The 22197-nt window shown below is 70.5% G+C and carries 24 protein-coding genes and 1 pseudogene; 17 read left to right on the plus strand and 8 right to left on the minus strand.

The window, feature by feature from the left end; all coding sequences use genetic code 11:
* Positions 1 to 267: 267 nt before the first annotated feature.
* Complete coding sequence (locus ACIBJG_RS32355) at positions 268 to 945, plus strand: response regulator transcription factor (protein WP_018524728.1); 678 nt, start codon at positions 268 to 270, stop codon at positions 943 to 945.
* A 15-nt stretch (positions 946 to 960) separates the two neighbouring features.
* Positions 961 to 2226, plus strand: coding sequence for an ATP-binding protein (locus ACIBJG_RS32360; RefSeq protein WP_399312971.1), 1266 nt, complete (start codon positions 961 to 963; stop codon positions 2224 to 2226).
* Between the two features lie 4 nt (positions 2227 to 2230).
* Here ACIBJG_RS32360 and ACIBJG_RS32365 read toward each other — a convergent pair whose 3' ends face one another.
* Entirely contained in the window at positions 2231 to 2854 is a 624-nt protein-coding gene (locus tag ACIBJG_RS32365) for a GtrA family protein (RefSeq protein ID WP_399312973.1), read from the minus strand.
* 202 nt (positions 2855 to 3056) lie between these two features.
* On the opposite strand from ACIBJG_RS32365, the gene ACIBJG_RS32370 reads away from it, so the two are divergent.
* The 3 genes from ACIBJG_RS32370 to ACIBJG_RS32380 are packed head-to-tail and all read left to right on the plus strand — an operon-like array spanning position 3057 to position 5931.
* Positions 3057 to 4196 carry a 5-(carboxyamino)imidazole ribonucleotide synthase gene (locus tag ACIBJG_RS32370; RefSeq protein ID WP_399312975.1) on the plus strand — a complete coding sequence of 380 codons (1140 nt, stop codon included), beginning with the start codon at positions 3057 to 3059 and terminating at the stop codon, positions 4194 to 4196.
* On the plus strand, positions 4193 to 4729 hold the full coding sequence (gene purE / locus ACIBJG_RS32375) for a 5-(carboxyamino)imidazole ribonucleotide mutase (protein WP_399312976.1): 537 nt from the start codon (positions 4193 to 4195) through the stop codon (positions 4727 to 4729). Before ACIBJG_RS32370 ends, purE begins: the two co-directional genes overlap by 4 nt.
* Positions 4730 to 4734: 5 nt before the next feature.
* Positions 4735 to 5931 (plus strand): dipeptidase, encoded by a 1197-nt coding sequence (locus ACIBJG_RS32380; RefSeq protein WP_399312978.1) that lies wholly within the window; start codon positions 4735 to 4737, stop codon positions 5929 to 5931.
* A gap of 18 nt (positions 5932 to 5949) precedes the next feature.
* Here ACIBJG_RS32380 and ACIBJG_RS32385 read toward each other — a convergent pair whose 3' ends face one another.
* Positions 5950 to 6309 carry a VOC family protein gene (locus ACIBJG_RS32385; RefSeq protein WP_399312980.1) on the minus strand — a complete coding sequence of 120 codons (360 nt, stop codon included), beginning with the start codon at positions 6307 to 6309 and terminating at the stop codon, positions 5950 to 5952.
* A gap of 102 nt (positions 6310 to 6411) precedes the next feature.
* Here ACIBJG_RS32385 and ACIBJG_RS32390 point away from each other — a divergent pair, with 102 nt between their 5' ends.
* Complete coding sequence (locus tag ACIBJG_RS32390; protein WP_399312982.1) at positions 6412 to 6924, plus strand: CGNR zinc finger domain-containing protein; 513 nt, start codon at positions 6412 to 6414, stop codon at positions 6922 to 6924.
* 10 nt (positions 6925 to 6934) lie between these two features.
* Here the strand turns inward: ACIBJG_RS32390 and ACIBJG_RS32395 are convergent, their stop codons facing one another.
* On the minus strand, positions 6935 to 8278 hold the full coding sequence (locus ACIBJG_RS32395; RefSeq protein ID WP_399312984.1) for a UDP-glucose dehydrogenase family protein: 1344 nt from the start codon (positions 8276 to 8278) through the stop codon (positions 6935 to 6937).
* Positions 8279 to 8452: 174 nt separating this feature from the next.
* Here ACIBJG_RS32395 and ACIBJG_RS32400 point away from each other — a divergent pair, with 174 nt between their 5' ends.
* A complete protein-coding gene (locus ACIBJG_RS32400) occupies positions 8453 to 9610 on the plus strand; it encodes an acyl-CoA dehydrogenase (RefSeq protein WP_399313039.1) in 1158 nt (385 codons plus the stop codon).
* A gap of 202 nt (positions 9611 to 9812) precedes the next feature.
* Positions 9813 to 10250: a hypothetical protein gene (locus tag ACIBJG_RS32405; protein WP_399312986.1), complete on the plus strand. Its 438-nt coding sequence runs from the start codon at positions 9813 to 9815 to the stop codon at positions 10248 to 10250.
* Between the two features lie 16 nt (positions 10251 to 10266).
* Here the strand turns inward: ACIBJG_RS32405 and ACIBJG_RS32410 are convergent, their stop codons facing one another.
* The 3 genes from ACIBJG_RS32410 to ACIBJG_RS32420 form a co-directional block, all read right to left on the minus strand.
* Positions 10267 to 10854, minus strand: a complete 588-nt coding sequence (locus ACIBJG_RS32410) for a Uma2 family endonuclease (protein ID WP_399312987.1) — start codon at positions 10852 to 10854, stop codon at positions 10267 to 10269.
* A 52-nt stretch (positions 10855 to 10906) separates the two neighbouring features.
* Complete coding sequence (locus ACIBJG_RS32415; RefSeq protein ID WP_399312989.1) at positions 10907 to 11950, minus strand: helix-turn-helix domain-containing protein; 1044 nt, start codon at positions 11948 to 11950, stop codon at positions 10907 to 10909.
* Between the two features lie 298 nt (positions 11951 to 12248).
* Entirely contained in the window at positions 12249 to 12674 is a 426-nt protein-coding gene (locus ACIBJG_RS32420; protein WP_399312990.1) for an ATP-binding protein, read from the minus strand.
* A 164-nt stretch (positions 12675 to 12838) separates the two neighbouring features.
* On the opposite strand from ACIBJG_RS32420, the gene ACIBJG_RS32425 reads away from it, so the two are divergent.
* The 7 genes and pseudogenes from ACIBJG_RS32425 (at position 12839) to ACIBJG_RS32455 (ending at position 17403) form a co-directional block, all read left to right on the plus strand.
* Positions 12839 to 13717: a helix-turn-helix domain-containing protein gene (locus tag ACIBJG_RS32425; protein ID WP_399312992.1), complete on the plus strand. Its 879-nt coding sequence runs from the start codon at positions 12839 to 12841 to the stop codon at positions 13715 to 13717.
* Entirely contained in the window at positions 13714 to 13923 is a 210-nt protein-coding gene (locus tag ACIBJG_RS32430) for a DUF397 domain-containing protein (RefSeq protein ID WP_399312994.1), read from the plus strand. The genes ACIBJG_RS32425 and ACIBJG_RS32430 overlap by 4 nt, the downstream gene beginning before the upstream one ends.
* Before the next feature lie 7 nt (positions 13924 to 13930).
* The gene (locus ACIBJG_RS32435) at positions 13931 to 14386 is read left to right on the plus strand and encodes a hypothetical protein (protein ID WP_399312996.1); all 456 of its coding nucleotides are present in this window, start codon (positions 13931 to 13933) and stop codon (positions 14384 to 14386) included.
* A 193-nt stretch (positions 14387 to 14579) separates the two neighbouring features.
* Positions 14580 to 15251: an enoyl-CoA hydratase-related protein gene (locus tag ACIBJG_RS32440; protein WP_399312998.1), complete on the plus strand. Its 672-nt coding sequence runs from the start codon at positions 14580 to 14582 to the stop codon at positions 15249 to 15251.
* Between the two features lie 125 nt (positions 15252 to 15376).
* The gene (locus ACIBJG_RS32445) at positions 15377 to 15985 is read left to right on the plus strand and encodes a hypothetical protein (RefSeq protein ID WP_399312999.1); all 609 of its coding nucleotides are present in this window, start codon (positions 15377 to 15379) and stop codon (positions 15983 to 15985) included.
* A 77-nt stretch (positions 15986 to 16062) separates the two neighbouring features.
* Entirely contained in the window at positions 16063 to 16539 is a 477-nt protein-coding gene (locus ACIBJG_RS32450; protein WP_399313000.1) for a hypothetical protein, read from the plus strand.
* A gap of 58 nt (positions 16540 to 16597) precedes the next feature.
* Positions 16598 to 17403 (plus strand): annotated as a pseudogene (locus tag ACIBJG_RS32455) (class I SAM-dependent methyltransferase).
* Between the two features lie 58 nt (positions 17404 to 17461).
* Here ACIBJG_RS32455 and ACIBJG_RS32460 read toward each other — a convergent pair.
* Positions 17462 to 18763: an LCP family protein gene (locus ACIBJG_RS32460; protein WP_399313002.1), complete on the minus strand. Its 1302-nt coding sequence runs from the start codon at positions 18761 to 18763 to the stop codon at positions 17462 to 17464.
* A gap of 140 nt (positions 18764 to 18903) precedes the next feature.
* On the opposite strand from ACIBJG_RS32460, the gene ACIBJG_RS32465 reads away from it, so the two are divergent.
* Positions 18904 to 19452 carry an acyl-CoA thioesterase gene (locus tag ACIBJG_RS32465; protein ID WP_326661549.1) on the plus strand — a complete coding sequence of 183 codons (549 nt, stop codon included), beginning with the start codon at positions 18904 to 18906 and terminating at the stop codon, positions 19450 to 19452.
* A gap of 21 nt (positions 19453 to 19473) precedes the next feature.
* Here the strand turns inward: ACIBJG_RS32465 and ACIBJG_RS32470 are convergent, their stop codons facing one another.
* The gene (locus tag ACIBJG_RS32470) at positions 19474 to 20838 is read right to left on the minus strand and encodes an LCP family protein (RefSeq protein WP_399313041.1); all 1365 of its coding nucleotides are present in this window, start codon (positions 20836 to 20838) and stop codon (positions 19474 to 19476) included.
* Between the two features lie 279 nt (positions 20839 to 21117).
* Here ACIBJG_RS32470 and ACIBJG_RS32475 point away from each other — a divergent pair, with 279 nt between their 5' ends.
* Positions 21118 to 22149 (plus strand): glycosyltransferase family 2 protein, encoded by a 1032-nt coding sequence (locus ACIBJG_RS32475; RefSeq protein ID WP_399313004.1) that lies wholly within the window; start codon positions 21118 to 21120, stop codon positions 22147 to 22149.
* Positions 22150 to 22197: the final 48 nt, after the last annotated feature.

Raw genomic sequence — 22197 nt, forward strand, 5'->3', positions numbered from 1 at the left:
AGATTTCCGGACTGGCGGGTACCAGCCCCGCACATGCAGAAGGACCCCAGGCGCTCATAGCTGCCCAAAGGTCCTTGAGTAGTGCAACAGGCGTTCAAACACCATACGACACGACTGAGTAGCATATGGAAGGACTTGAGACATGGATCACAGGCCCAGGTGTAACCACACTCCCACATTCGAAGGTCTGGACATGAACGGGCCGCTGACCCGCAGGGCTTCCGGATCACCTCACTCCTTGTCGTCCGCGCGGACTACCATCACTGCATGACCCGTGTACTGCTCGCCGAGGACGACGCATCCATCTCGGAGCCCCTGGCCCGCGCCCTGCGTCGGGAGGGTTACGAGGTCGAGGTCCGCGAAGACGGCCCGACCGCTCTCGACGCCGGCCTCCAGGGCGGCATCGACCTGGTCGTCCTCGACCTGGGGCTGCCCGGGATGGACGGCCTCGAAGTCGCCCGCCGGCTCCGTGCCGAGGGCCACACCGTGCCGGTCCTGGTGCTCACCGCCCGCGCCGACGAGGTGGACACGGTCGTCGGCCTCGACGCCGGCGCCGACGACTACGTCACCAAGCCCTTCCGGCTCGCCGAGCTCCTGGCCCGCGTCCGGGCCCTGCTGCGCCGCGGCGCCACCGAGCCCGCCCCGCAGCCCGCCACTCACGGCGTCAGGATCGACGTCGAGTCGCACCGGGCCTGGATGGGCGACGAGGAACTCCAGCTCACCGCCAAGGAGTTCGACCTGCTGCGGGTCCTGGTCCGGGACGCCGGCCGGGTCGTCACGCGCGACCAGCTGATGCGCGAGGTCTGGGACACCACCTGGTGGTCTTCCACCAAGACCCTCGACATGCACATCTCCTGGCTCCGCAAGAAGCTCGGCGACGACGCCGCCAATCCCCGCTACATCGCCACCGTCCGGGGCGTCGGCTTCCGCTTCGAGAAGAGCTGACGTACAGAAACACTCATGCGTCGAAGACTGATCAACTCCACCCTCGCCGTGGTGCTCGTGGTGATCGCCGTCTTCGGCGTCTCCCTCGTCATCGTCGAGACCCGCACCATCAGCAGCAGCGCCCAGGAGAGCGTCGACTCCGAGGCGCTGCGGCTCATCAGCGTGATCGAGAGCCGGCTCCTGGGCGCCGAGCGGATCAACCCCGGCGTGCTGGCCGAGCAGATCGACGACAAGCGCTACGCCCTGGTGAAGATGCCTGGCCGCGCCCCCATCGAAGTGGGCGAACGCCCCAGCGGCAGCGTGATCACCGCCACGGAGGAGGGCGAACACGGCGAGAATGTCACCGTCGAGGAGTCCCGCTCCTCCGTCACCCGCGAGGTCGGCCGCACCCTGATGATCATCGGCGCGGTGGCGCTGCTGGCCATCGTCTCCGCCGTGCTCCTCGCCGTGCGCCAGGCCAACAAGCTGGCCTCGCCGCTCACCGACCTCGCCGAGACCGCGGAACGCCTGGGCTCGGGCGACCCGCGCCCGCGCCACAAGCGGTACGGCGTGCCGGAGCTGGACCGCGTCGCCGACGTCCTGGACTCCTCCGCCGAACGCATCGCCCGGATGCTCACCGCGGAGCGCCGGCTCGCCGCCGACGCCTCCCACCAGCTCCGTACCCCGCTCACCGCACTCTCCATGCGGATCGAGGAGATCTCCGTCACGGACGACCCCGACACGGTGAAGGAGGAGGCGAACATCGCCCTCACCCAGGTCGAGCGGCTCACGGACGTGGTCCAGCGGCTGCTGACCAACGCCCGGGACCCGCGGACCGGCTCCGCCGTCGTCTTCGACCTCGACGAGATCGTCAAGCAGCAGATCGAGGAGTGGCGCCCGGCCTACCGGAGCGAGGGCCGCGCCGTCGTCCGCTCCGGAAAGCAGGGGCTGCGGGCCGTCGGCACACCGGGCGCCGTGGCGCAGGTGCTCGCCGCACTGATCGAGAACTCACTCATGCACGGCGGCGGTACGGTCGCGCTGCGCACCCGCGTCACAGGCAATCAGGCGGTGATCGAGGTGACGGACGAGGGACCGGGAGTCCCCGCCGACCTCGGGGCGCGGATCTTCGAGCGGACCATCAGCGGCCGCAACTCCACGGGCATCGGCCTGGCGGTGGCCCGTGACCTCGCGGAAGCGGACGGCGGCCGCCTCGAACTGCTCCAGCAGCAGCCCCCGGTCTTCGCGCTCTTCCTCAGCCAGGTGGCCCTGAACAGGGACGAACCGGAACGCCCGGTGAGGTGAGCGGTCAGCCCCGGGCCGAGTCCACCTCGACCCGTACGGCGGCGGCCGGAGCCGGTACGGAAACGGCCTGCGCGACGTCCTCCGCGCTCACGACCACGTCTTTGGCAGGCAGCGCCCGGAAGACCCACGTCCGGTAGGACCAGAAGCGGAACATCGTCGCGATGCCGATTCCGAGGATCTTGAAGACATTGCTCTGGACCGGGGTGTTCCAGCCGAACCCGTACGTCGCCGCGTACAGCACACCGGTCTCGATGACCGCACCCACCGCGCTGAACAGCAGGAACAGCGTCAGCTCCCGGGTCCGGCCGCTCTTGTCGCGGTCCCGGTACGTCCAGTAGCGGAAGCCGACGTAGTTGAAGAGGATCGCGACGAACGTCGCCATCAGGCCCGCGCGGACCGTAGGGATGTCCGTGTAGCGCCACAGCAGGTTGGATACGGCGATGTTGACGACCAGGCCGACCGCGCCGACCACGCCGAACTTGGCGACCTCCCGGGCCAGCAGATCCAGCCGGGCCCGCAGGCCGGGTCCGGAGTCCCCGACGGCACCGGAGTCCCCGACGGCACCGAACGCCGCTCCTTCTCCCGCGCTGGAACTCCGGACAGGATCTGGTGCGCCCCGTTCGCTCATGGTGATCGCTCAGCCCGTCTGTCGGTTCGGCTTCAGGTTCCGTCAACCCAGCCATGCTAACCAGGCGGCCCGTCGGCTGCCTGTGAGTACCGGGACAGGTGTGGCGGGGCCGTGACGACCGGATCCCTCTACCCGGTCCGCCCGCAGGGCGCCGCGGAGGGCGTCGTCCGGCGGCCCCGGACGGTGCGGATACCCTGGGAGAGTGACGTTCCCGGTAGTCGGCATGGTCGGTGGCGGTCAGCTCGCCCGTATGACCCACGAGGCGGGCATCCCCCTCGGCATCAAGTTCAAGCTCCTCAGTGACACCGCTCAGGACTCGGCGGCCCAGGTGGTGAGCGAAGTCGTCGTGGGCGACTATCGCGACCTGGACACGCTGCGCGCCTTCGCGCGCGGCTGTGACGTGATCACCTTCGATCACGAGCACGTGCCCACCGAGCACCTGCGGGCCCTGGAGGCGGACGGCATCCCCGTGCGCCCCGGCCCCGACGCGCTGGTGCACGCCCAGGACAAGGGGGTGATGCGCGCGAAGCTCACCGAGATCGGCGCGCCCTGCCCCCGCCACCGCATCGTGAAGGACCCGGCCGACGCCGCGGCCTTCGCCGAAGAGGTCGGTGGCTTCCCGGTCGTCCTCAAGACCGTGCGCGGCGGCTACGACGGCAAGGGCGTCTGGGTGGTCCGCTCCGAGGCGGACGCGGCCGAGCCCTTCCGGGCCGGCGTCCCCGTCCTCGCCGAGGAGAAGGTCGACTTCGTACGGGAACTGGCGGCCAACATCGTCCGCTCGCCGCACGGCCAGGCCGTCGCCTACCCGGTCGTCGAGTCGATCCAGGTCGACGGCGTCTGCGACACGGTCATCGCCCCGGCCCCCGAGCTGAGCGAGAAGCTCGCCGGCGAGGCCCAGCAGCTCGCCCTCCGTATCGCCGCCGAGCTCGGTGTCGTCGGCCACCTCGCCGTCGAGCTCTTCGAGACGCGCGACGGGCACATCCTCGTCAACGAACTGGCGATGCGCCCGCACAACTCCGGGCACTGGACGCAGGACGGTGCGATCACCTCGCAGTTCGCCAACCACGTCCGGGCCGTCCTCGACCTGCCACTCGGCGACCCGCGCCCCCGCGCCACCTGGACGGTCATGTCCAACGTGCTGGGCGGTGACTTCCCGGACATGTACCAGGCGTACCTGCACTGCATGGCCCGCGACCCGCAGCTCAAGATCCACATGTACGGCAAGGACGTGAAGCCCGGCCGCAAGGTCGGCCACGTCAACACCTACGGCGACGACCTGGCGGACGTGCGGGAGCGCGCCCGGCACGCGGCCGACTACCTGCGAGGAACGATCACCGAATGACCGCACAAGGTTCCGCTCCCGTCGTCGGCATCGTCATGGGCTCGGACTCCGACTGGCCCGTCATGGAAGCGGCGGCCAAGGCCCTCGACGAGTTCGAGATCCCCTACGAGGTCGACGTCGTCTCCGCCCACCGCATGCCGCGCGAGATGATCGCGTACGGCGAGGAGGCCGCGGGCCGCGGCCTTCAGGCGGTCATCGCCGGTGCGGGCGGCGCCGCCCACCTGCCCGGCATGCTCGCCTCGGTCACCCCGCTGCCCGTCATCGGCGTACCGGTGCCGCTGAAGTACCTGGACGGCATGGACAGCCTCATGTCCATCGTGCAGATGCCCGCCGGCATCCCGGTCGCCACCGTCTCCATCGCGGGCGCGCGCAACGCGGGCCTGCTGGCCGTCCGCATCCTCGCCGCCCACGACGCCGAGCTGCGGACCCGCATGACGGAGTTCCTCTCGGACCTGAACGACCAGGCCACCGAGAAGGGCAAGCGCCTGCGCAGCAAGGTCGGGAACCCCGACACCTTCGGCTTCGGAAAGTAGGAACTGTGACGGACCGACTGGACCAGGCCCGGGAACTCCTCGCCGAGTACCCCGTCGTCGACGGCCACAACGACCTGCCGTGGGCACTGCGGGAACAGGTCAACTACGACCTGGACGCCCGCGACATCGCCACCGACCAGTCGGCCCACCTGCACACCGACATCCCCCGGCTGCGCGCCGGGGGCGTCGGAGCCCAGTTCTGGTCCGTCTACGTACGGTCCGACATGCCGGGCGGCACCGCCGTCGGCGCCACCCTGGAACAGATCGACGCGGTCGCCGAACTGCTGGAGCGCCACCCCGCGGACCTGCGCCGCGCACTCACGGCCGACGACATGGAGGCGGCCCGCTCCGAGGGCCGGATCGCCTCCCTGATGGGGGCCGAGGGCGGCCACTCCATCCACAACTCGCTGGGCACCCTGCGCGCCCTGCACACCCTCGGCGTCCGCTACATGACGCTCACCCACAACGACAACAACGCCTGGGCGGACTCGGCGACGGACGCCCCGGGCGTCGACGGCCTCTCCCCGTTCGGCCACGAGGTCGTACGGGAGATGAACCGCACCGGCATGCTGGTGGACCTCTCGCACGTCGCGACGACGACGATGCACGACGCGCTCGCCACCACGACCGCGCCGGTGATGTTCTCGCACTCCTCGTCGCGGGCGATCTGCGACCACCCGCGCAACATCCCCGACGACGTCCTCGCCCAGCTCCCGGCCAACGGAGGCATCGCCATGGCGACCTTCGTGCCGAAGTTCGTGCTCCCGGCGGCCGTCGCCTGGACGAAGGCCGCCGACGAGAACCTGCGCGCCCAGGGGCTGCACCACCTGGACACCACCGAGCGGGCTATGAAGGTCCACGCCGCGTTCGAGGCGGCGAACCCCCGCCCGCTGGCGACCGTGGCCACGATCGCCGACCACCTCGACCACATGCGCGAGGTCGCCGGGATCGATCACGTCGGCATCGGCGGCGACTACGACGGCACCGCGTTCCTCCCGCAGGGCCTCGAAGACGTCTCCGGCTACCCGAACCTGATCGCCGAGCTCCTGGACCGCGGCTGGTCCACCGCCGACCTCGCCAAGCTCACCTGGCAGAACGCGGTACGGGTGCTGCGCGCCGCCGAGGACGTGGCCCGGGACCTGCGCACCCGCCGCGCCCCGTCCCACGCCACGATCGAGCAGCTGGACGCCCCGGCCCTCTGAGCCCCGGGCGCCCCGCGTTCAGCAGGCGCAGAGACAGAACGGGTGCCCCGCCGGATCGGCGTACACGCGGAAGGACCGCTGCCGGTCCTCCGCTTCGAGCACCGTCGCGCCCAGCGCCAGCACCTCCTTCTCCGCCGCGTCCAGATCCGGCACCCGCAGGTCCAGATGAACCTGCTGCGAGCGGTCCGGACGCGGCCACTGAGGAGGTACGAAACCGGGCGCGGCCTGGAATGCGAGCGGCGCGCCGGTCACTCCGGTGAGGTCCACCCAGTCCTCCTGCTGCTCGATCTTTCCGCCGAGCAGCTCGGCGTAGAAACCGGCAAGGGCGACGGGATCCGGGCAGTCCAGGACGACAGCACCCAGCGTGGCAACAGCCATGACGTCTTCTCCTCGGGCAGATGCGGACAGGTGGTTACCGGAGAAACAGTGCAACCGGTCACCGTTACTGCATGCTCCCGCAACGGAGGTAACGTCGCAACCATGAATGAGAGGGACTCCGCACCCGGCGGACTCGCGCTGGTCGAAGCCCTGGTCAACACCCTGGACGTCGAGACCGGTGCGGACACCCTCGCCACGGCCGACGGGTGCGCCGCGCTCGCGATCGCCGAACCGGACGTCCCGGCCGCCCGCGCCCTCCGCGAGGCCCTGCGCGCCGTCTGCCTCGCCCATGCGGGCCACCGCCCGCCCGGTCCCGGCCCGGTGGCCGAGCTCGACCGGCTGCTCGCCGACGTGCCGCTGCGCGTCACCGTGGACGAGGAGGGCGCGGCCTCCCTGCGCCCCACGGAGGAGCCGCCAGGCCTGACCGCCCGGGTCGCCGTGGCCGTCGCCGGCGCGTCGGCCGACGGCACCTGGGCCCGGCTCAAGGTGTGCGAGGCGGCGGACTGCCGCTGGGCGTACTACGACCGCAGCCCGGCGGGGCGCCGCCGGTGGTGCTCGATGTCGGTGTGCGGCGCCCGCGCGAAGATGCGTACGTACCGCGCGAAGCGCGGCTGAGCGGCGGGCCTCAGGCCTTCGGCCGCCCCATCGCCCGGTACGTCCACCCGGCCTCGCGCCACACCGCCGGGTCAAGGGCGTTGCGCCCGTCCAGGATGATGCGCCGTCCGGCGACCCCGCCCAGCGCCTCCGGGTCCAGCTCACGGAACTCGCGCCACTCGGTGAGGTGCAGCACCACGTCCGCGCCGCGCACGGCGTCCAGGGCGGTGTCGGCGTAACCGAGGGTGGGGAAGAGCCGCCGGGCGTTGTCCATGCCCTTCGGGTCGAAGACCGTGACCTGGCCGCCCTGGAGGTGGATCTGCCCGGCGACGTTCAGAGCAGGCGAATCGCGTACGTCGTCCGAGTCAGGCTTGAACGTGGCGCCCAGCACGGCGACCCGCTTGCCGAGGAACGAGTCGCCGCCGACGGCCTCCCGGGCCAGCTCCACCATGTGGCCGCGACGGCGCATGTTGATGGAGTCGACCTCGCGGAGGAAGGTCAGCGCCTGGTCGGCGCCCAGCTCACCGGCGCGCGCCATGAAGGCGCGGATGTCCTTGGGGAGACACCCGCCGCCGAAGCCGATGCCGGCGCGCAGGAACTTCTTCCCGATGCGCTCGTCGTGGCCGATCGCCTCGGCCAGCTTCACCACGTCACCGTCGGCGGCCTCGCAGACCTCCGCCATGGCGTTGATGAACGAGATCTTGGTGGCGAGGAAGGAGTTGGCGGAGGTCTTCACCAGCTCGGCGGTCGGGAAGTCCGTCACGACGAACGGCGACCCCTCCGCGACCGGCACGGCGTACACCTCGCGCAGCAGCTTCTCGGCCCGCTCGCTCTCCACGCCGACGACGATCCGGTCCGGGTGCAGGGTGTCGTTGACGGCGAAGCCCTCGCGCAGGAACTCCGGGTTCCAGGCCAGCTCGGCTCCCTCGCCCACCGGCGCGAGCTCGACGAGCCGGGCCGCGAGCCGGGAAGCGGAGCCGACCGGCACGGTGGACTTGCCGACGACCAGGGCGGGCCGGGTCAGATGCGGGGCGAGCGAGTCGAAGGCGCTGTCCACGTAACTCATGTCGCAGGCGTACTCGCCGTGCTTCTGCGGGGTGTTCACGCAGACGAAGTGCACATCCCCGAACTCCGCCACCTCTTCCCACGAGGTGGTGAACCGCAGCCGCCCGGTGGAGCCCGCGATACCGGCGACGTGCTTCTTCAGGATCTCTTCCAGCCCCGGCTCGTACATCGGGACCCGGCCGGCGGACAGCAGCTCGATCTTCTCGGGCACGACGTCGAGCCCCAGGACCTCGAAGCCCAGTTCCGCCATGGCCGCGGCGTGGGTGGCGCCGAGGTAGCCGGTGCCGATCACAGTGATCCTGAGGGCCATGTAGTGCTCCAGTGAGATGCGGACAGACGTGCGGTGAACGAGCATAGTCCTGCCCTTGAAACGTCCCATTCCGGCTGTCGTGAAGCTCACGGCCCGCACGCGTATGCCTTTCCCGGGGCGGGCGCCTAAAATTGGGTTACTTAACGGTAGTTAGCATCTTGGGGAGTGAGCGTCTTGGCGGGTTCGACCGATTTCGACCTGTACCGTCCGGCCGAGGAGCACGACATGCTCCGTGAGACGGTGCGTGCGCTCGCCGAGGCGAAGATCGCCCCTCACGCGGCCGCGGTCGACGAGGAGGCCCGCTTCCCGCAGGAGGCGCTGGACGCCCTCACCGCCGCCGACCTGCACGCGGTCCACGTACCGGAGGAGTACGGCGGCGCCGGCGCCGACGCGCTCGCCACGGTCATCGTGATCGAGGAGGTGGCCCGCGCCTGCGTCTCCTCCTCCCTCATCCCCGCCGTGAACAAGCTCGGCTCGCTCCCGGTGATCCTGTCCGGCTCCGAGGACCTGAAGAAGAAGTACCTGGGCCCGCTCGCCAAGGGCGACGCGATGTTCTCGTACGCCCTCTCCGAGCCGGACGCCGGCTCCGACGCGGCGGGCATGAAGACCAAGGCCGTCCGCGACGGCGACTTCTGGGTCCTCAACGGCGTGAAGCGCTGGATCACCAACGCGGGCGTCTCCGAGTACTACACGGTCATGGCCGTCACCGACCCGACCAAGCGCTCCAAGGGCATCTCGGCCTTCGTCGTCGAGAAGTCGGACGAGGGCGTCTCCTTCGGCGCCCCGGAGAAGAAGCTCGGCATCAAGGGCTCCCCGACCCGCGAGGTCTACTTCGACAACGTCCGCATCCCCGCCGACCGCATGATCGGCGAGGAGGGCACCGGCTTCGCCACCGCGATGAAGACCCTGGACCACACCCGCATCACGATCGCGGCCCAGGCCCTCGGCGTCGCGCAGGGCGCCCTCGACTACGCCAAGGGCTACGTCCAGGAGCGCAAGCAGTTCGGCAAGCCGATCGGCGACTTCCAGGGCGTCCAGTTCATGCTCGCCGACATGGCCATGAAGCTGGAGGCGGCCCGCCAGCTCACCTACTCGGCCGCCGCCAAGTCCGAACGCCTCGACGCCGACCTCACGTTCTTCGGCGCCGCGGCCAAGTGCTTCGCCTCCGACGTCGCGATGGAGGTCACCACGGACGCGGTCCAGCTCCTCGGCGGCTACGGCTACACGCGGGACTACCCGGTGGAGCGGATGATGCGGGACGCGAAGATCACCCAGATCTACGAGGGTACGAACCAGGTCCAGCGGATCGTGATGGCCCGCAACCTGCCGTAACGGCACCCACGCCCCCGCGCAGCTCCAGCCGCCCCGCACCCGGATCGTCCTTGGGGGCGGGGCGGTGCCGTTGAGCTCTTGACCTGCCGGCACCCTCAGCCCAGCGGGCGACCTGCTCGTGCGCGCCGCACGCCGTACCGTGTGAGCGCCCTGGCACGGGTCCTCGCGGCCCGCCACGAACCGAACCGAGGACCGGCCAACCATGGGGAAAAACACCGCAGTCCGCCACACGAAGGCGTACTACCTCGCCTACTGGGTGGTCGGTGAATCAGCCCTGGCCGCCGCGTTGTGGATATGGGCCGTCAGCAGCGGCGCGACACGTGAGGACACGTTCGGGCCCGGGATCCCCGTTGCCTCCTGGGGTGCTCTGCTGGTGGCAGCGCTGGTGATCGCCGCGGTAGCAGGAGCCTTCATCGTGTTCACCCGCACTGTCCCGCGCGTCGTGCGTTGGGCGGTCTCACTCACCGCAGCGATGTCCGCCGGGACGGTCAGTCCGATCGCGATGCTGCTCCTGATACGGCCGTCGCTGCCTGCCGCCCTGGTGGCGGTGGGTGTTCTCGGCATGGGCGTTTCCGGCACAGGGGTGGTGCGCGCCCCGTTCATCCGGGAGCTCGGATCCCGAGCCGGTCAGTCCGCTTGACGGGTGTCGGGCGGCCTCAGGCGTAACGGGGCAGGCCGGTCGTCGGGATGGTCCACTCGGCGATGGTGACGTCCTCGCCGTACACGAAGTCCTTGCGGGTGGCGTAACGAGGACCCTCCGGCGTCGGGTGGATGTCGGACAGGACGGCGCCCGTACCCGAGCGCGGGTCGAAGATGGCGTAGACGGGGATGCCGAGCAGTGGATAGTCACGCATCTTGCCCACCCAGTCGTTGTCCGGGTTCGACTGCGAGACGACCTCGACGGCGGCGATGAGCGTGCGGGGATCGAAGGACCCCTGCCCCTCCATGTCGGCCTCGGCGATCACCATGACGTCCGGGTGGCGCATGATGCCTGCCGGTTCCTCCTCGACGTCAGGGGTTCCCGTGTGCGCCAGGACGTCGTCCGGCATGAGCTTCTCCAGGCGACGACTCACCCGGGCCGTGGTCAGCTCGTGGGGACGCCCCGGGGCCATCATGTCGTGCACGATCCCTTCCTTGGTGATCTCAAGCTTTCCGGGAACGCTGTCCTGCATCTGCTCGACGATCTCGCGCATGGCCCTGTAGCGGGCCGAATCCCGCTGTACACCGTCTGAGGCGATGCCCATGGCGTGCGCTCCTCGTCTGTGCCCGGAGGCAAGGGGGGTCGTCACGTTCATGCTAAGCGGCCCCCATGCGATCGGTGTGGCAGTCGCGGCAGTGGCCGGGGTGGGTGGCGCGGAAGGCGCGGTCGCAGGTGTCGCAGTTCTGGAGGGGGATGACGATGGCCCTGGGCCGGGGTGGGGCTGCGAGGTCTGCGGTGCCGGGGAGTGGGGGTGGTAGGAGGGTGGTGATGCGGTGGCGGACGAACTTGGCCGGGTGTTTGACGGGGGTGGGGAGTTCGCTGGTGAGGGCGTGGCGGATGGTGTCGGGGTGGGCGTCGCGTTCGAGCCAGGCGGCGACGCCGGGGACGAGGGCGGGGATGTCGTCCTCGGGGAGGGTGAGTTGGGGTGCGTGGCGGCGGAGGTCGGTGAGGACGGCTGTGGCGGCCCGGAGTAGTTCCGGGGTGGGTGCGTGGGGTTGAGGGAGCGGTGGGGGTTGCTTCCTGGGGGCGGTCGGCGCGGGTACGCAAACGGTGGCGGGTGCCGGTGCGTCGTTCGGGGCCTCAGCCGTTTCCGGTTCGGGTGTGGGCGAGTTGGGAGTGATGTGGGCGGGTTTCGGGCCTGATTCGGGTGCGGTGGGCGCCCACATCGCTCTCAACTCCGGGGCTGGAGACGGGTTGAGCTGCCCGGCCTGCCGCCGTGGCTTCTGCTGAGGTGCGGCGACCGGTAGTGCGGTGGCGCCCGGCTGGTTGTACGAGAGGGTGCGGGTGACGAAGCGGCCGTTGGGGAGCCGTACGCGGCTGTGGTGGAGGTAGCCCTCGGCTTCGAGTTCGTGGAGTGCGGCGGTGATGCGGGCTTCGCTTTCGGGGAAGCGGTCGGTGAGGACCTTGATGCCGACCTTGGCCCCGGCGGGCATGGACTGGATGTGGACGGCGAGCCCGATCGCGATGAGGGAGAGCTCGCGGTTCTGGGCGAGGTGGTTGCCGATGATCACGAAGCCGGAGACGTGGCGGGTGTTGACGTGGATGACGCCGGATGTCGGCGTGACGTCGGGAAGGGCGCCGGAGGAGCCGGGGGAGCCGGGCTGGGCGCACGGGGGCGCGATAACCTGCGGGGTATCCATCAGGAAGCTTCTTCTTCCTCGTGGTCAGGCCCTCGGTTGAGATTCTCAGTCTCACCGGGGGCCGTCTCGTTCTGTGGTTGTCGCGGCGAGCATATGCCAGCCAACCCGCCTCCGATCTAGCCCAGTTGCCCAGGTTCACTCGCGCGAGTGACGCAGGTCAGGACGGGGTGGGGTGGGGTTTGGGCAGGGTTATTTCCCTGAGTTCTTTAAAAGCCTTTAGACGTCGTGGGTGACCGCGCCGCGGGTCACCGGGTCGTGGTCCTGGGGGTCGTGGGCATCCACGACCCGGTGGAGTCGGTCACGGTACGAGGTCGAGTTCCGCCCACACCGTCTTGCGTGGGACCGGGCCCGGAACGATGCCCCAACGGTCCGCGAAGGCCTCGACGATGAGCAGGCCCCGTCCGCTTTCCGCATGCGGATCGGGGGCTGATACGACGGGCAGGGCGTCGCCCCGGGTGTCCGTCAGTTCGATCCGCAGCAGCTTCTCCCGGTGGACGGTGAGGCCCAGCCGGAAGTCCCGTCCCTGCACCCGACCGTGCACGGCGGCGTTCGTGGCGAGCTCCGCGACGATGTGCGCGGCCGACTCGGACGGCAGCCCCCACAGGTCGAGATGGGCCACGGTGAGGAGGCGTGCGAGCCGGGCGCCTCGGCGCGTGGGGGAGAGCAGCACGGTGAAGGTGCGGCTGACGGTGGGTTGTTGGGGGCTGGTGATGTCTCGGTTCACGTCACTCAGCGTGGCCGCGCCTGCGTACCGTGCCCAGTGATCGAGCCCTTGCGTACGGTGATTGTCCGGGGCTTGTCCAGCGCTGTCCCGGCTGTCCGGAGTGACGTGCGGGGAACGGATGCGGTTGAGGGACGAACGGCACGCACGTCGGAAGTGGGGCACGGATGAGTGTGGACGGGGTCGGTGCGGAGCAGGGCGACGGCAGGGCGGACGAGCCCGGTTGGGAGGTCGATCCCGATGACGAGTCCGGCGTGGCGGTGGTTGCTGCGGTGGGGCGCCAGATCAAGGCGTGGCGGGAGGCGGCGGGCATGCGGGCCTGTGAGCTCGGGGCCGCGCTCGGTTACGGGGAGGACCTGGTCTACAAGGTGGAGGGCGGGCGGCGGATCCCGCGCCCGGAGTTCCTGGACGGGGTGGACGAGGTGTGCGGCGCGGGCGGCAAGCTGTCCGCGATGAAGCGGGATGTGGCGGAGGTCCGGTACCCGAAGAGGGTGCGGGATCTGGCGAAGATGGAAGCCAAAGCCGTTCAGGTGGAGGCCTATCACCACCACAACATCAACGGGCTCCTGCAGACCGAGGACCATATGCGGGCCCTGTTCGCGTCGTGGCTACCGGCGTACACATTGGATGAGATGGAGCGTGTGATGGCCGCGCGCATGGCCCGGCGGTCCATTTTCGACCGCGACCCGCTTCCGGCGCTGAGTTTCGTACAGGAGGAGGTGACGCTGCGCCGTCCCGTCGGTGGCGCGACGGTGTTGCGCCGACAGCTCGAACGCCTGCTGGAAGTGGGGCGGTTGCGGAACGTGTCGATCCAGGTGATGCCGACCCAGCGCGAGGAGCATCCGGGCACGGGCGGGCTGATCGAGGTACTGAAGTTCCCCGACGGCAGTGCGGTGGGCCGTTCCGAGGGTGCGTTCAGTGGACGCCCGGTCTCCGATCCGAAGCAGCTCAGGATCCTTGAATTGCGCTATGGGATGATCCGGGCCCAGGCCCTCTCGCCCAGGGAGTCACTGGCCTTCATCGAGCAACTGCTGGGAGAGTCATGATTGACAAGCCCTCTGCCCGGGATGCTGCCGAGCTGGCGTGGTTCAGGAGCAGCTACAGCAGCAGCGGCGACGGCAACGACTGCGTCGAGGTCGCCGCCGCCCCCCACACCGTCCACATCCGCGACTCCAAGCGCGTCCAAGGCCCCCGCCTCGCCTGCGACCCCGCCGCCTGGGCGGCCTTCGTCGCGTACGCGGCGCAGGGCTGAGCGGCGCATGGGGCATCCTCATCTGCCGAGCACCGAGACCGCCGTCACCGCAGTCCGTGAGGTGGCGGGCGCGTACGACCTGGAGATGACCGTCACCGATGACATCGGGGCGGACCAGACCTCCCGTCGCACCTCCGCGGGCGCCTTCACCGTGGTCGACGCGGACGGGTCGCTGCCGCACGAGGCGTTCATCGAGTTGGGCGGGGCGCCCGCCGTCACCCTCCAGGTGTTCCCCGAGGACGACGCGAAGATCACTGTCGACGGGGTGGAGTTCGAGGACGTCCCCCGCGACTCCGTGCCCGCGTTCCTCCGTTCCGTGTACAGCGGCATGGCGTACGTGAAGGGCAGGTTCTTCCCACCCGGCCAGTGGCTCGTCGTCCCGCTGCCCGGTGACGAGACGTACAAGGAACTCGTCCCGCGCACGATGCTCAGTCCTTGGCTGGCCCGCAACTTCCGTACGTGAGCGTGGCGCAGCAAGGGCTTCCGGAGGCGGCCCGGGGGATGATCACGGCGGACCCTCTTGCCTGTTCCATGCCGGACCTCATAAGTTACTGGCAGGTAGCCCGCTGGTGGAGTACGGGCGGGTGCGACCAGCGTCGACCGGGTGCTCGTACGCGGCGGACTCCAGCCCGTCAGTTCAGCTCGAAGGAGTCCCCGTGCCCTCGCTCGACCGCCACGACAACGTCTTCGTTCTCGACCTCGGAGACGGAGAGAACCGCTTCCACCCCGACTGGCTCACGGCCGTCGGTGCCGCGCTCGACGAGGTCGAGAAGGCGGAGGGCCCCCGCGCCCTGGTCACCGCCGCCACCGGCAAGTTCTACTCCAACGGGCTCGACCTGGACTGGCTGTTCGCCCACGCCGACCAGCACCAGGACTACGTCAACTCCGTCCACGAGCTGTTCGCGCGGGTGCTGTCGCTGCCGATTGTCACGGTGGCCGCGCTGCAGGGGCACACCTTCGCCGCCGGTGCGATGTTCTCCCTCGCCCACGACTTCCGCGTCATGCGTGCCGACCGCGGCTACTGGTGCCTGCCCGAGGCGGACATCAACATTCCCTTCACCCCCGGCATGGCCGCCCTCGTCCAGTCCCGGCTGGCCCCGCAGACCGCGCACAAGGCCATGCTCACCGCCCACCGCTACGGCGGGTCCGATGCCGCGGCCGCCGGCATCGTCGACCAGGCGGTCAGCGAGGACGCCGTGCGCTCCACCGCGATCGAGATCGCCCAGGCGCAGGTGAACAAGGCCGGTGACACCCTCGGGACGATCAAGGCCCGGATGTACGCGCCGGCCCTGGCCACCCTGCGCGACACCAGCAACCCGCTCGGCTGAGCCGGCGTCGCCCCCAAGCGGGCCGTCCCGCGCCCCCGGATGCTTCCCTCCCGAGGGCGCGGGCCCCGGCTGTCAGTCAACTCCCGTGTAGGGCAGCATGGTTGCCTTGCCTCTACAATCCTGCGGTGATCACGCCGACCGGCGTGGCCCGAAAGGACCGGCGAGTTGACCACGTACATACCGGGGTGCAGACCCCGGCCGGCTCACAGACCCGCTCACGTGCCCGCGGACGCCCGGAGAAGGCATACGCGGCACACCCGACGGGCGGTCCCATGTCGCTGAGCGACGACAGACGGCAGGCGGCGACGGTGGCCGACCTCCCCGCACCGCTGGCGAAACTGCTCTGGCGGCAGCACACCGTCTACCGCGAACGCGGCGGCACCGTGGTGATCCGGGGCGAGGACGCCGGCAGGTGGATCAGCCTCGCCTCCCACGGGTCCGGCCGGGTGAGGATCCGGGCCGGGCGCATCCTGGACGGCGGCACCACCGCCCCGGCGCGCGCCGAGACCACCGTCCCGCTCGACGGCGACATCGCCCGTCTCGCGGCCTGCTGCCGGGGCCTGTTGGCCGAGACGGCCGGAGCGAGGGAAGAGGAGGCACCGGCACCCTCGCCGACGCGGGGCCGGCCGCGGCAAGGTTCTCGGAAGGGCAGGCGCGGACGCGGCGCGACCGTCCTGGTGTGTGCCGCCGCCGTCGCCGTTGTCGGGCTGATCGCCGCCTCGATGCTCGGCTGAACCGGGTGACGGTCGGCATGGACGGGTGCCCGGCCCGGACGGGGGTTCCCTGGCCCGATGGCGTACCTTCCCTCTCCATGACGGACATCGACACGCTCACCGGCCTGTTCGAGGCGCTGGGAGCCGACGACGCATCGGGCTGGGCCGAGTCGGAGGCCGAGGAGAACATCCCTCAGCTGGCCCGGTACCGGTTCCTGCGCACGGTCTGGCAGGACATCGACGCATGGAGTTCGGCGGCCCCCGACTGGATCGCGGCCTACCGGAAGGAAGGCCTGGCGGGCGGGGCCGTGGAGCGGGCGGTGCGGCTCGGACTGTCGCCCGCGGAACTGGGCGAGATAGCCCGGGAGGTGGCGAAGGAGACCGCGTTCGGTCTTCTCTACACGCTGGCCGATCCGGCGGACGGCGATCTTCCGCCCCAGGTCGAGGCGCAGTTGCCCGGCTGGTGTCTGGCCGAACTGTCGCCGGAGGGCGAGCCGACGGGGCGGATTCTGGACGCGCTCTACGAGGACCTGGACGAAGCGGAGCCGCAGGGCCCGTCCGGAGGTGTCGTATGACCGCGCTCTACGAGGACCTGGACGAGGTGGAGCCGCAGGGCCCGTCCGGAGGTGTCGTATGACCGCGTTCGACGTGAGTGAGCGGCGGATCTGGGACGGGCGCGCCGAGAGCTACGCCCGCACCTTCGGCCGCCTCTGCGCGCACACGGTGCCCGCCCTGCTGGACGCGGCGTCCACCGCCGCCGGGACGCGCCTGCTCGACGTGGGGTGCGGCAGCGGCAGCGTGGCGGTGGCCGCCGTCGGGCGCGGTGCCGTCGTACGGGCAGTGGACGCCGAACCGGGCATGGTCGCGGCCACCCGGCGGGCGGTGCCCGGGGTCGACGTACGCATCGGCTCGCTGCCCCAGCTGCCCTACTCCGACGGCGAGTTCGACGCCGTCGTGGCGAACTTCGTGCTGAACCACGTCGGCCGGCCGCTGGACGCCCTCGTCGAACTGCGCCGGATCACCCGCTCCGGAGGCCGGATCGCCGTCACGATCTGGCAGGTACCGGGCGCCCCGGCCAGGCGCTGATCGGCCGGGCCGCCGGGGCCGCCGGTCTGACCCGGCCCGGCTGGCTGGCCACGGTCGACGAGGAGCACGACTTCCCGCGCACCCGGGAGGGGCTGGGCGCCCTGCTGACGGCGGCCGGACTCGGGGACGTACACAGCGAGTCGCTGTCGTGGGACCACCGGGCGGATGCCGAGGACTGGTGGGCCGGTCCCGCGGCCGGGGTCGCCGCGATCGGACAGCTCGTCAACAGCCGCGGGCCCGAGGGTGTGGCCGGGGCCAAGCGCGAGTACGACGTGCTGTGCAGGGAGTTCGAGGGCGAGGACGGACTGCTGGCGCTGCCGCACGTGGCGGTGCTCGCTCACGGGAAGGTGTAGGCGCACGGCGAAGGGCCCGGACGAAGCGTCCGGGCCCTTCGCCGTGCGATGCGGACGGTCAGCTGCCGGTGACCGTGACCTTCTCGTCGTTGTTGAGCTGCTCGACCAGCTGCTTGACCTTGGCCTTGTCCCAGACCAGGTTGCCGCCCGAGGAGCCGGAGATCGGGATGTTCAGCGACGCGCCGTCGCCGCCCGTGACGCCCTTCATGGCGAAGAACATCTGGCTCAGGGACCAGAGCGACATGTCCTTGTCCACGATGAGGGTGTCGAGACCGGCGCCCAGCGTCGGGTAAAGCTTGAACGGGTTGAGGATCGTCGACGGCGTCGCCGTCTGGCTCGCCAGCGCCGCGAGGAACTTCTGCTGGTTCTTCGTACGGTCCAGGTCGGAGGTGAAGGCGTGCCGGGTGCGGACGAAGGCGAGCGCCTGCTGGCCGTCCAGCGACTGCTTGCCGGCCTGGAAGTCGGCGCCGGAGTACTTGTCCTTGAACGCCTTGGGGATGTCGAGCTCCACGCCGCCGATCGCGTCCACGATCTTGGCGAAGCCGCCGAAGCCGATCTCGACGTAGTGGTCGATGTGCAACCCGGTGTTGAACTCGACGGTACGGACGAGGAGCTCGGGGCCGTCCGTGGCGTACGCGGCGTTCAGCTTCGTCGTACGGCCCTGGCCCTCGAACTTCTTGCCGGACTCGGAGCCGACGAACGAGGGGATCTCGACGTTCGAGTCACGGGGCAGGGAGACCAGCGTCGGGCCGTTGGAGCCGTCGTGCAGGATCATCATCGAGTCGGTCCGCTTGCCCTCGGCGGAGCCGGTGTGGAGCCTCTTCTTGTCCTCGGACGTCATGCCCTCGCGGCTGTCCGACCCGACGATCAGGTAGTTCGTGCCGTCGCCCGCCTTCGGCCGCTCGATGACCTTGGAGAGGTCGACCTCGCGCTTCAGCTTGGAGTCGGCCCAGAAGTACGTACCGACCGAGACGGCGAGCACCACGACCACGAGGCTCAGTACGCCGATCTTGATCCGGCGGCGCCAGTCGGGCGCTGCCGCCGGGCGGCCCTGGACGTATCCGTCGTCGCCGGGCCCGCCGCCGTGACCGCCACCGCCACCGCCGCGGCCGCCCTGGCCGCCGCCGTAGACATGGCCCGTGTTGTAGCCACTGTCGTACTCGGGGGCGTCGCCGTAGCCGCCGGGCTGCTGAGGCATCTGCCGCTGTCTCGGCGGCGCGGGGCGCTGCTGGGGCGGGGCGGGGCGGCGCTGGACGTGCGGCATCGAGCGGGGGCTCTCGGGCCGGCCGCTCGCGCTGCCCTGCCCGTAGCCGTTTCCGCTGCGGTTGTCGCCGGTCCAACCCTCGGGCCAATCGTTCATGCGACCCAGTGTGCAGGTCCGGGCCACTGCTATTACAGGGTGTGAGGGAAATCGGACCAGGGCTGTTGCGAAGCTGATGCATTGCGACGCGCTCCCGGCCCCCGCAGAACGCCCCCGAGCCCCCGCATAAGGTGGAGGGCATGACAGATCAGGCCCTGCGCCCGGAGGGCGACATTCCGGGCAAGCCCACCGCAGCCTCCCGGACCACCCTCAGCCACATCATGACCGGCAGCGACACCAATCTGCTGGGTACGGTGCACGGCGGCGTGATCATGAAACTGGTCGACGACGCGGCGGGCGCGGTGGCCGGACGGCACTCGGGCGGGCCCGCCGTGACGGCCTCCATGGACGAGATGGTCTTCCTGGAGCCGGTCCGCGTCGGTGACCTTGTTCACGTCCGCGCCCAGGTGAACTGGACCGGCCGCTCCTCCATGGAGGTCGGCGTCCGCGTCATGGCCGAGCGCTGGAACGAGTCGACCCCCGCCTCGCAGGTCGGCAGCGCGTACCTGGTCTTCGCGGCGGTCGACGCGGACGGCAGACCGCGCCGCGTACCGCCCGTGATCCCGGAGACCGAGCGCGACAACCGGCGCTACCAGGAGGCGCAGATCCGGCGCACCCACCGCCTCGCCCGGCGCCGCGCGATCAAGGAACTGCGCGAGAAGCGCGCGGCCGACGGCATCGAGGACTGAGCCCCGGTCCGCGCGGCCCCCCTACGGGCAGACCACCTCGTCGCCCTTCACCGCGCCGAACCTGCCCGGATCGGGCTCCTCGGCCCGGACCCGCTCCACCGTGCGGTAGTCCGCGCCCGCGGTCACCTTCATCGTGGCGCCCTGCCCCTTCACGGCCATCAGCTCGGCCCCGGGCAGCGCCGCCGCCAGGGACTTCGCCGACCGGTCCCAGCGCGGGTCGTACGTGACCAGGGTGTGCTGGAGATCGCGCTGCGGCGCGGTGAGCGGGGCGCGGGTGGTGTCGAAGCCCGTGGCGTGCAGCGCGGTGTCGACCGTGGAGCCGAGGCCGTCCTTCGGGGTCCCGTTGTAGACCTGGACCCGGATCTGCTTCGGCGGGACGTCGACCTTCTTCGCCGGTGCCTGCTTGGGCCGCGCGGCGGTGAGCGGCTTGTCCTCGCGTAGCGCCCGGAACAGCTCCTTCGACTTCTTCGGATCCCATTTGACCGTCGAGCCGATGCCCTTGACCTGGTACGCGACATCGCCCATCGGCACCGAGGTGAACTCGGAGGAGGAGGCGGAGAAGCCCCGCATCGCCTGGCCGAGCTCCAGCATCTGCTCCGTACCGAAGCCCTTGTCGGCCCGTACCGACTTCAGCATCGTCGAGGCGACCTCGCGGAACTTCACCGGGTTCAGCAGTACTCCGCTGCTCGTCGCCTGCTTGATCAGCGAGGCCATGAACTTCTGCTGGCGCTGCATCCGGCCCAGGTCGGCGGCGCCGTCGATGTGCCGGGAGCGTACGTACTGGAGCGCCTGGCCGCCGTTCAGCTCATGGGTGCCGGCCGCGAGGTCGAGACCGGTGTAGGAGTCCTTCATCGGCCGGGCGGTGCAGATCTTCACCCCGCCCAGGGTGTCGACCGTCGTCATGAAGCTGGTGAAGTCGACCTCCAGATAGTGGTCGACCTTGACGCCCGTCATGTGCTCGACGGTCCGTACGGTCAGATTCGGCCCGCCTTCGGCATACGCGGCGTTCAGCTTCACCGGGTGGGCCGCGTGCTCCTTGCCCGTCGTCGCGTCCCGGTGCTCGGGGATCTCCGCGTAGCTGTCGCGCGGCAGGCTGACGACGCTGGCGCGCTGCTTGTCCGCGGACAGGTGCACCAGCATGATCGTGTCGGTGCAGTGACAGGGTGCGCCGCCCAGCCGGTACTTCTTCTTCTCGTCCTTGGTGATCTTGTCGCGGCCGTCGGTGCCGACCAGCAGCAGATTCATGCCGTCGCCGCCCGCGGGCCGGTTCTTCATGTCCTTGAACGGGTCGATCCGGTCGATCCCGGACTCCAGATCGGTCACCACGGCGTGGCCGATGCCGCCCGCGCCGAGTACCAGCACGGAGAGGGTGGTCGCCGCCCGCATGCCCCAGCGCGGTCTCTCGTCCTGCTTCCTGGGCCGTCTGCGCTGCGGGGGAGCGGCGCGGGGCCTCGGCGGACGGGGGGAGCGGTGCGGCGTGGGCACGGGGGACACCTCCGCGGTGCAAGGGGGATCGTTCGCACAGTAGGCACATACGATCTGCATCCCGGGCAGCAGGCCGGCGGCGCGCGCCGCTGTCCCCCATTCGCGGTAACGTGGCGGCCGAATACGCCCGCCTGGTGGGGTGCGAGACCCCCGGCGCCCCGAGGACCCCCCGAGGATCACATGTCTGCCGCGCAGCACCCCGCCGTCTCCGTGATCATGCCGGTACTCAACGAGGAGCGGCATCTCCGGAACTCCGTCCGGCACATCCTGGAACAGGAGTACGCCGGTGAGATGGAGGTGGTGATCGCGCTCGGCCCGTCCACGGACCGTACGGACGAGATCGCCGCCGAGCTGGTCGCGGAGGACTCCCGGGTCCAGACCGTGCCGAATCCCACCGGCCGCACCCCCGCCGCGCTCAACGCCGCGATCAAGGCCTCCCGCCACCCCGTGGTCGTACGCGTCGACGGTCACGGCATGCTGTCGCCGAACTACATCACGACCGCCGTCCGGCTCCTGGAGGAGACGGGCGCGCAGAACGTGGGCGGCATCATGCACGCCGAGGGCGAGAACGCCTGGGAGGACGCCGTCGCCGCGGCCATGACGTCGAAGATCGGCGTCGGTAACGCGGCCTTCCACACGGGCGGTCAGGCCGGACCGGCCGAGACCGTCTATCTCGGGGTCTTCCGCCGCGAGGCGCTGGAGAGGGCGGACGGCTACAACATCGAGTTCATCCGCGCCCAGGACTGGGAGCTGAACTACCGCATCCGCGAGTCCGGCGGCCTGATCTGGTTCTCGCCCGAGCTGCGCGTGCAGTACCGCCCGCGCCCATCCGTCCGCGAGCTCGCCAAGCAGTACAAGAACTACGGCCGCTGGCGCCACGTCGTCGCCCGCTACCACGCCGGCTCGATCAACCTGCGCTACCTGGCCCCGCCGACCGCCGTCGTCGCGATCGCGGCCGGTCTCGTGGTGGGCGCCGCCGTCACCCCGTGGGCGCTTCTCGTCCCGGCCGGTTACGTCGCGGCGATCGTCGCCGGGTCCTTCCCGGCGGGCAAGGGACTGCCGTTGAAGGCGCGGGCGCAGATCCCGGTGGCGCTGGCGACCATGCACATGTCGTGGGGCTACGGCTACCTCACCAGCCCGCGCTCACTGGCGAAGCGCGTCATCGCCAGCCGCCGCCCGGCGGTCCGTGAGCCGGACGCACCGGTGGGCTGACCGCCCGGCACACCGCACACAGACGTACGAGAGGGGGTGCCCGGTTCT

Source organism: Streptomyces sp. NPDC050422 (assembly GCF_044458665.1).
Taxonomy (GTDB): domain Bacteria; phylum Actinomycetota; class Actinomycetes; order Streptomycetales; family Streptomycetaceae; genus Streptomyces.

Excerpts from the sequence above, each read along its gene's own strand:
- ACIBJG_RS32425 (WP_399312992.1), top strand. The coding sequence starts at position 12,839 with ATGAGTGTGGACGGGGTCGGTGCGGAGCAGGGCGACGGCAGGGCGGAC.
- ACIBJG_RS32365 (WP_399312973.1), bottom strand. The coding sequence starts at position 2,854 with ATGAGCGAACGGGGCGCACCAGATCCTGTCCGGAGTTCCAGCGCGGGA.
- purE (WP_399312976.1), top strand. The coding sequence starts at position 4,193 with ATGACCGCACAAGGTTCCGCTCCCGTCGTCGGCATCGTCATGGGCTCG.
- ACIBJG_RS32435 (WP_399312996.1), top strand. The coding sequence starts at position 13,931 with ATGGGGCATCCTCATCTGCCGAGCACCGAGACCGCCGTCACCGCAGTC.
- ACIBJG_RS32410 (WP_399312987.1), bottom strand. The coding sequence starts at position 10,854 with ATGGGCATCGCCTCAGACGGTGTACAGCGGGATTCGGCCCGCTACAGG.
- ACIBJG_RS32390 (WP_399312982.1), top strand. The coding sequence starts at position 6,412 with ATGAATGAGAGGGACTCCGCACCCGGCGGACTCGCGCTGGTCGAAGCC.
- ACIBJG_RS32470 (WP_399313041.1), bottom strand. The coding sequence starts at position 20,838 with ATGCGGGCGGCGACCACCCTCTCCGTGCTGGTACTCGGCGCGGGCGGC.
- ACIBJG_RS32415 (WP_399312989.1), bottom strand. The coding sequence starts at position 11,950 with ATGGATACCCCGCAGGTTATCGCGCCCCCGTGCGCCCAGCCCGGCTCC.
- ACIBJG_RS32395 (WP_399312984.1), bottom strand. The coding sequence starts at position 8,278 with ATGGCCCTCAGGATCACTGTGATCGGCACCGGCTACCTCGGCGCCACC.
- ACIBJG_RS32465 (WP_326661549.1), top strand. The coding sequence starts at position 18,904 with ATGACAGATCAGGCCCTGCGCCCGGAGGGCGACATTCCGGGCAAGCCC.
- ACIBJG_RS32475 (WP_399313004.1), top strand. The coding sequence starts at position 21,118 with ATGTCTGCCGCGCAGCACCCCGCCGTCTCCGTGATCATGCCGGTACTC.
- ACIBJG_RS32360 (WP_399312971.1), top strand. The coding sequence starts at position 961 with ATGCGTCGAAGACTGATCAACTCCACCCTCGCCGTGGTGCTCGTGGTG.
- ACIBJG_RS32450 (WP_399313000.1), top strand. The coding sequence starts at position 16,063 with ATGACGGACATCGACACGCTCACCGGCCTGTTCGAGGCGCTGGGAGCC.
- ACIBJG_RS32355 (WP_018524728.1), top strand. The coding sequence starts at position 268 with ATGACCCGTGTACTGCTCGCCGAGGACGACGCATCCATCTCGGAGCCC.
- ACIBJG_RS32430 (WP_399312994.1), top strand. The coding sequence starts at position 13,714 with ATGATTGACAAGCCCTCTGCCCGGGATGCTGCCGAGCTGGCGTGGTTC.
- ACIBJG_RS32460 (WP_399313002.1), bottom strand. The coding sequence starts at position 18,763 with ATGAACGATTGGCCCGAGGGTTGGACCGGCGACAACCGCAGCGGAAAC.
- ACIBJG_RS32385 (WP_399312980.1), bottom strand. The coding sequence starts at position 6,309 with ATGGCTGTTGCCACGCTGGGTGCTGTCGTCCTGGACTGCCCGGATCCC.
- ACIBJG_RS32405 (WP_399312986.1), top strand. The coding sequence starts at position 9,813 with ATGGGGAAAAACACCGCAGTCCGCCACACGAAGGCGTACTACCTCGCC.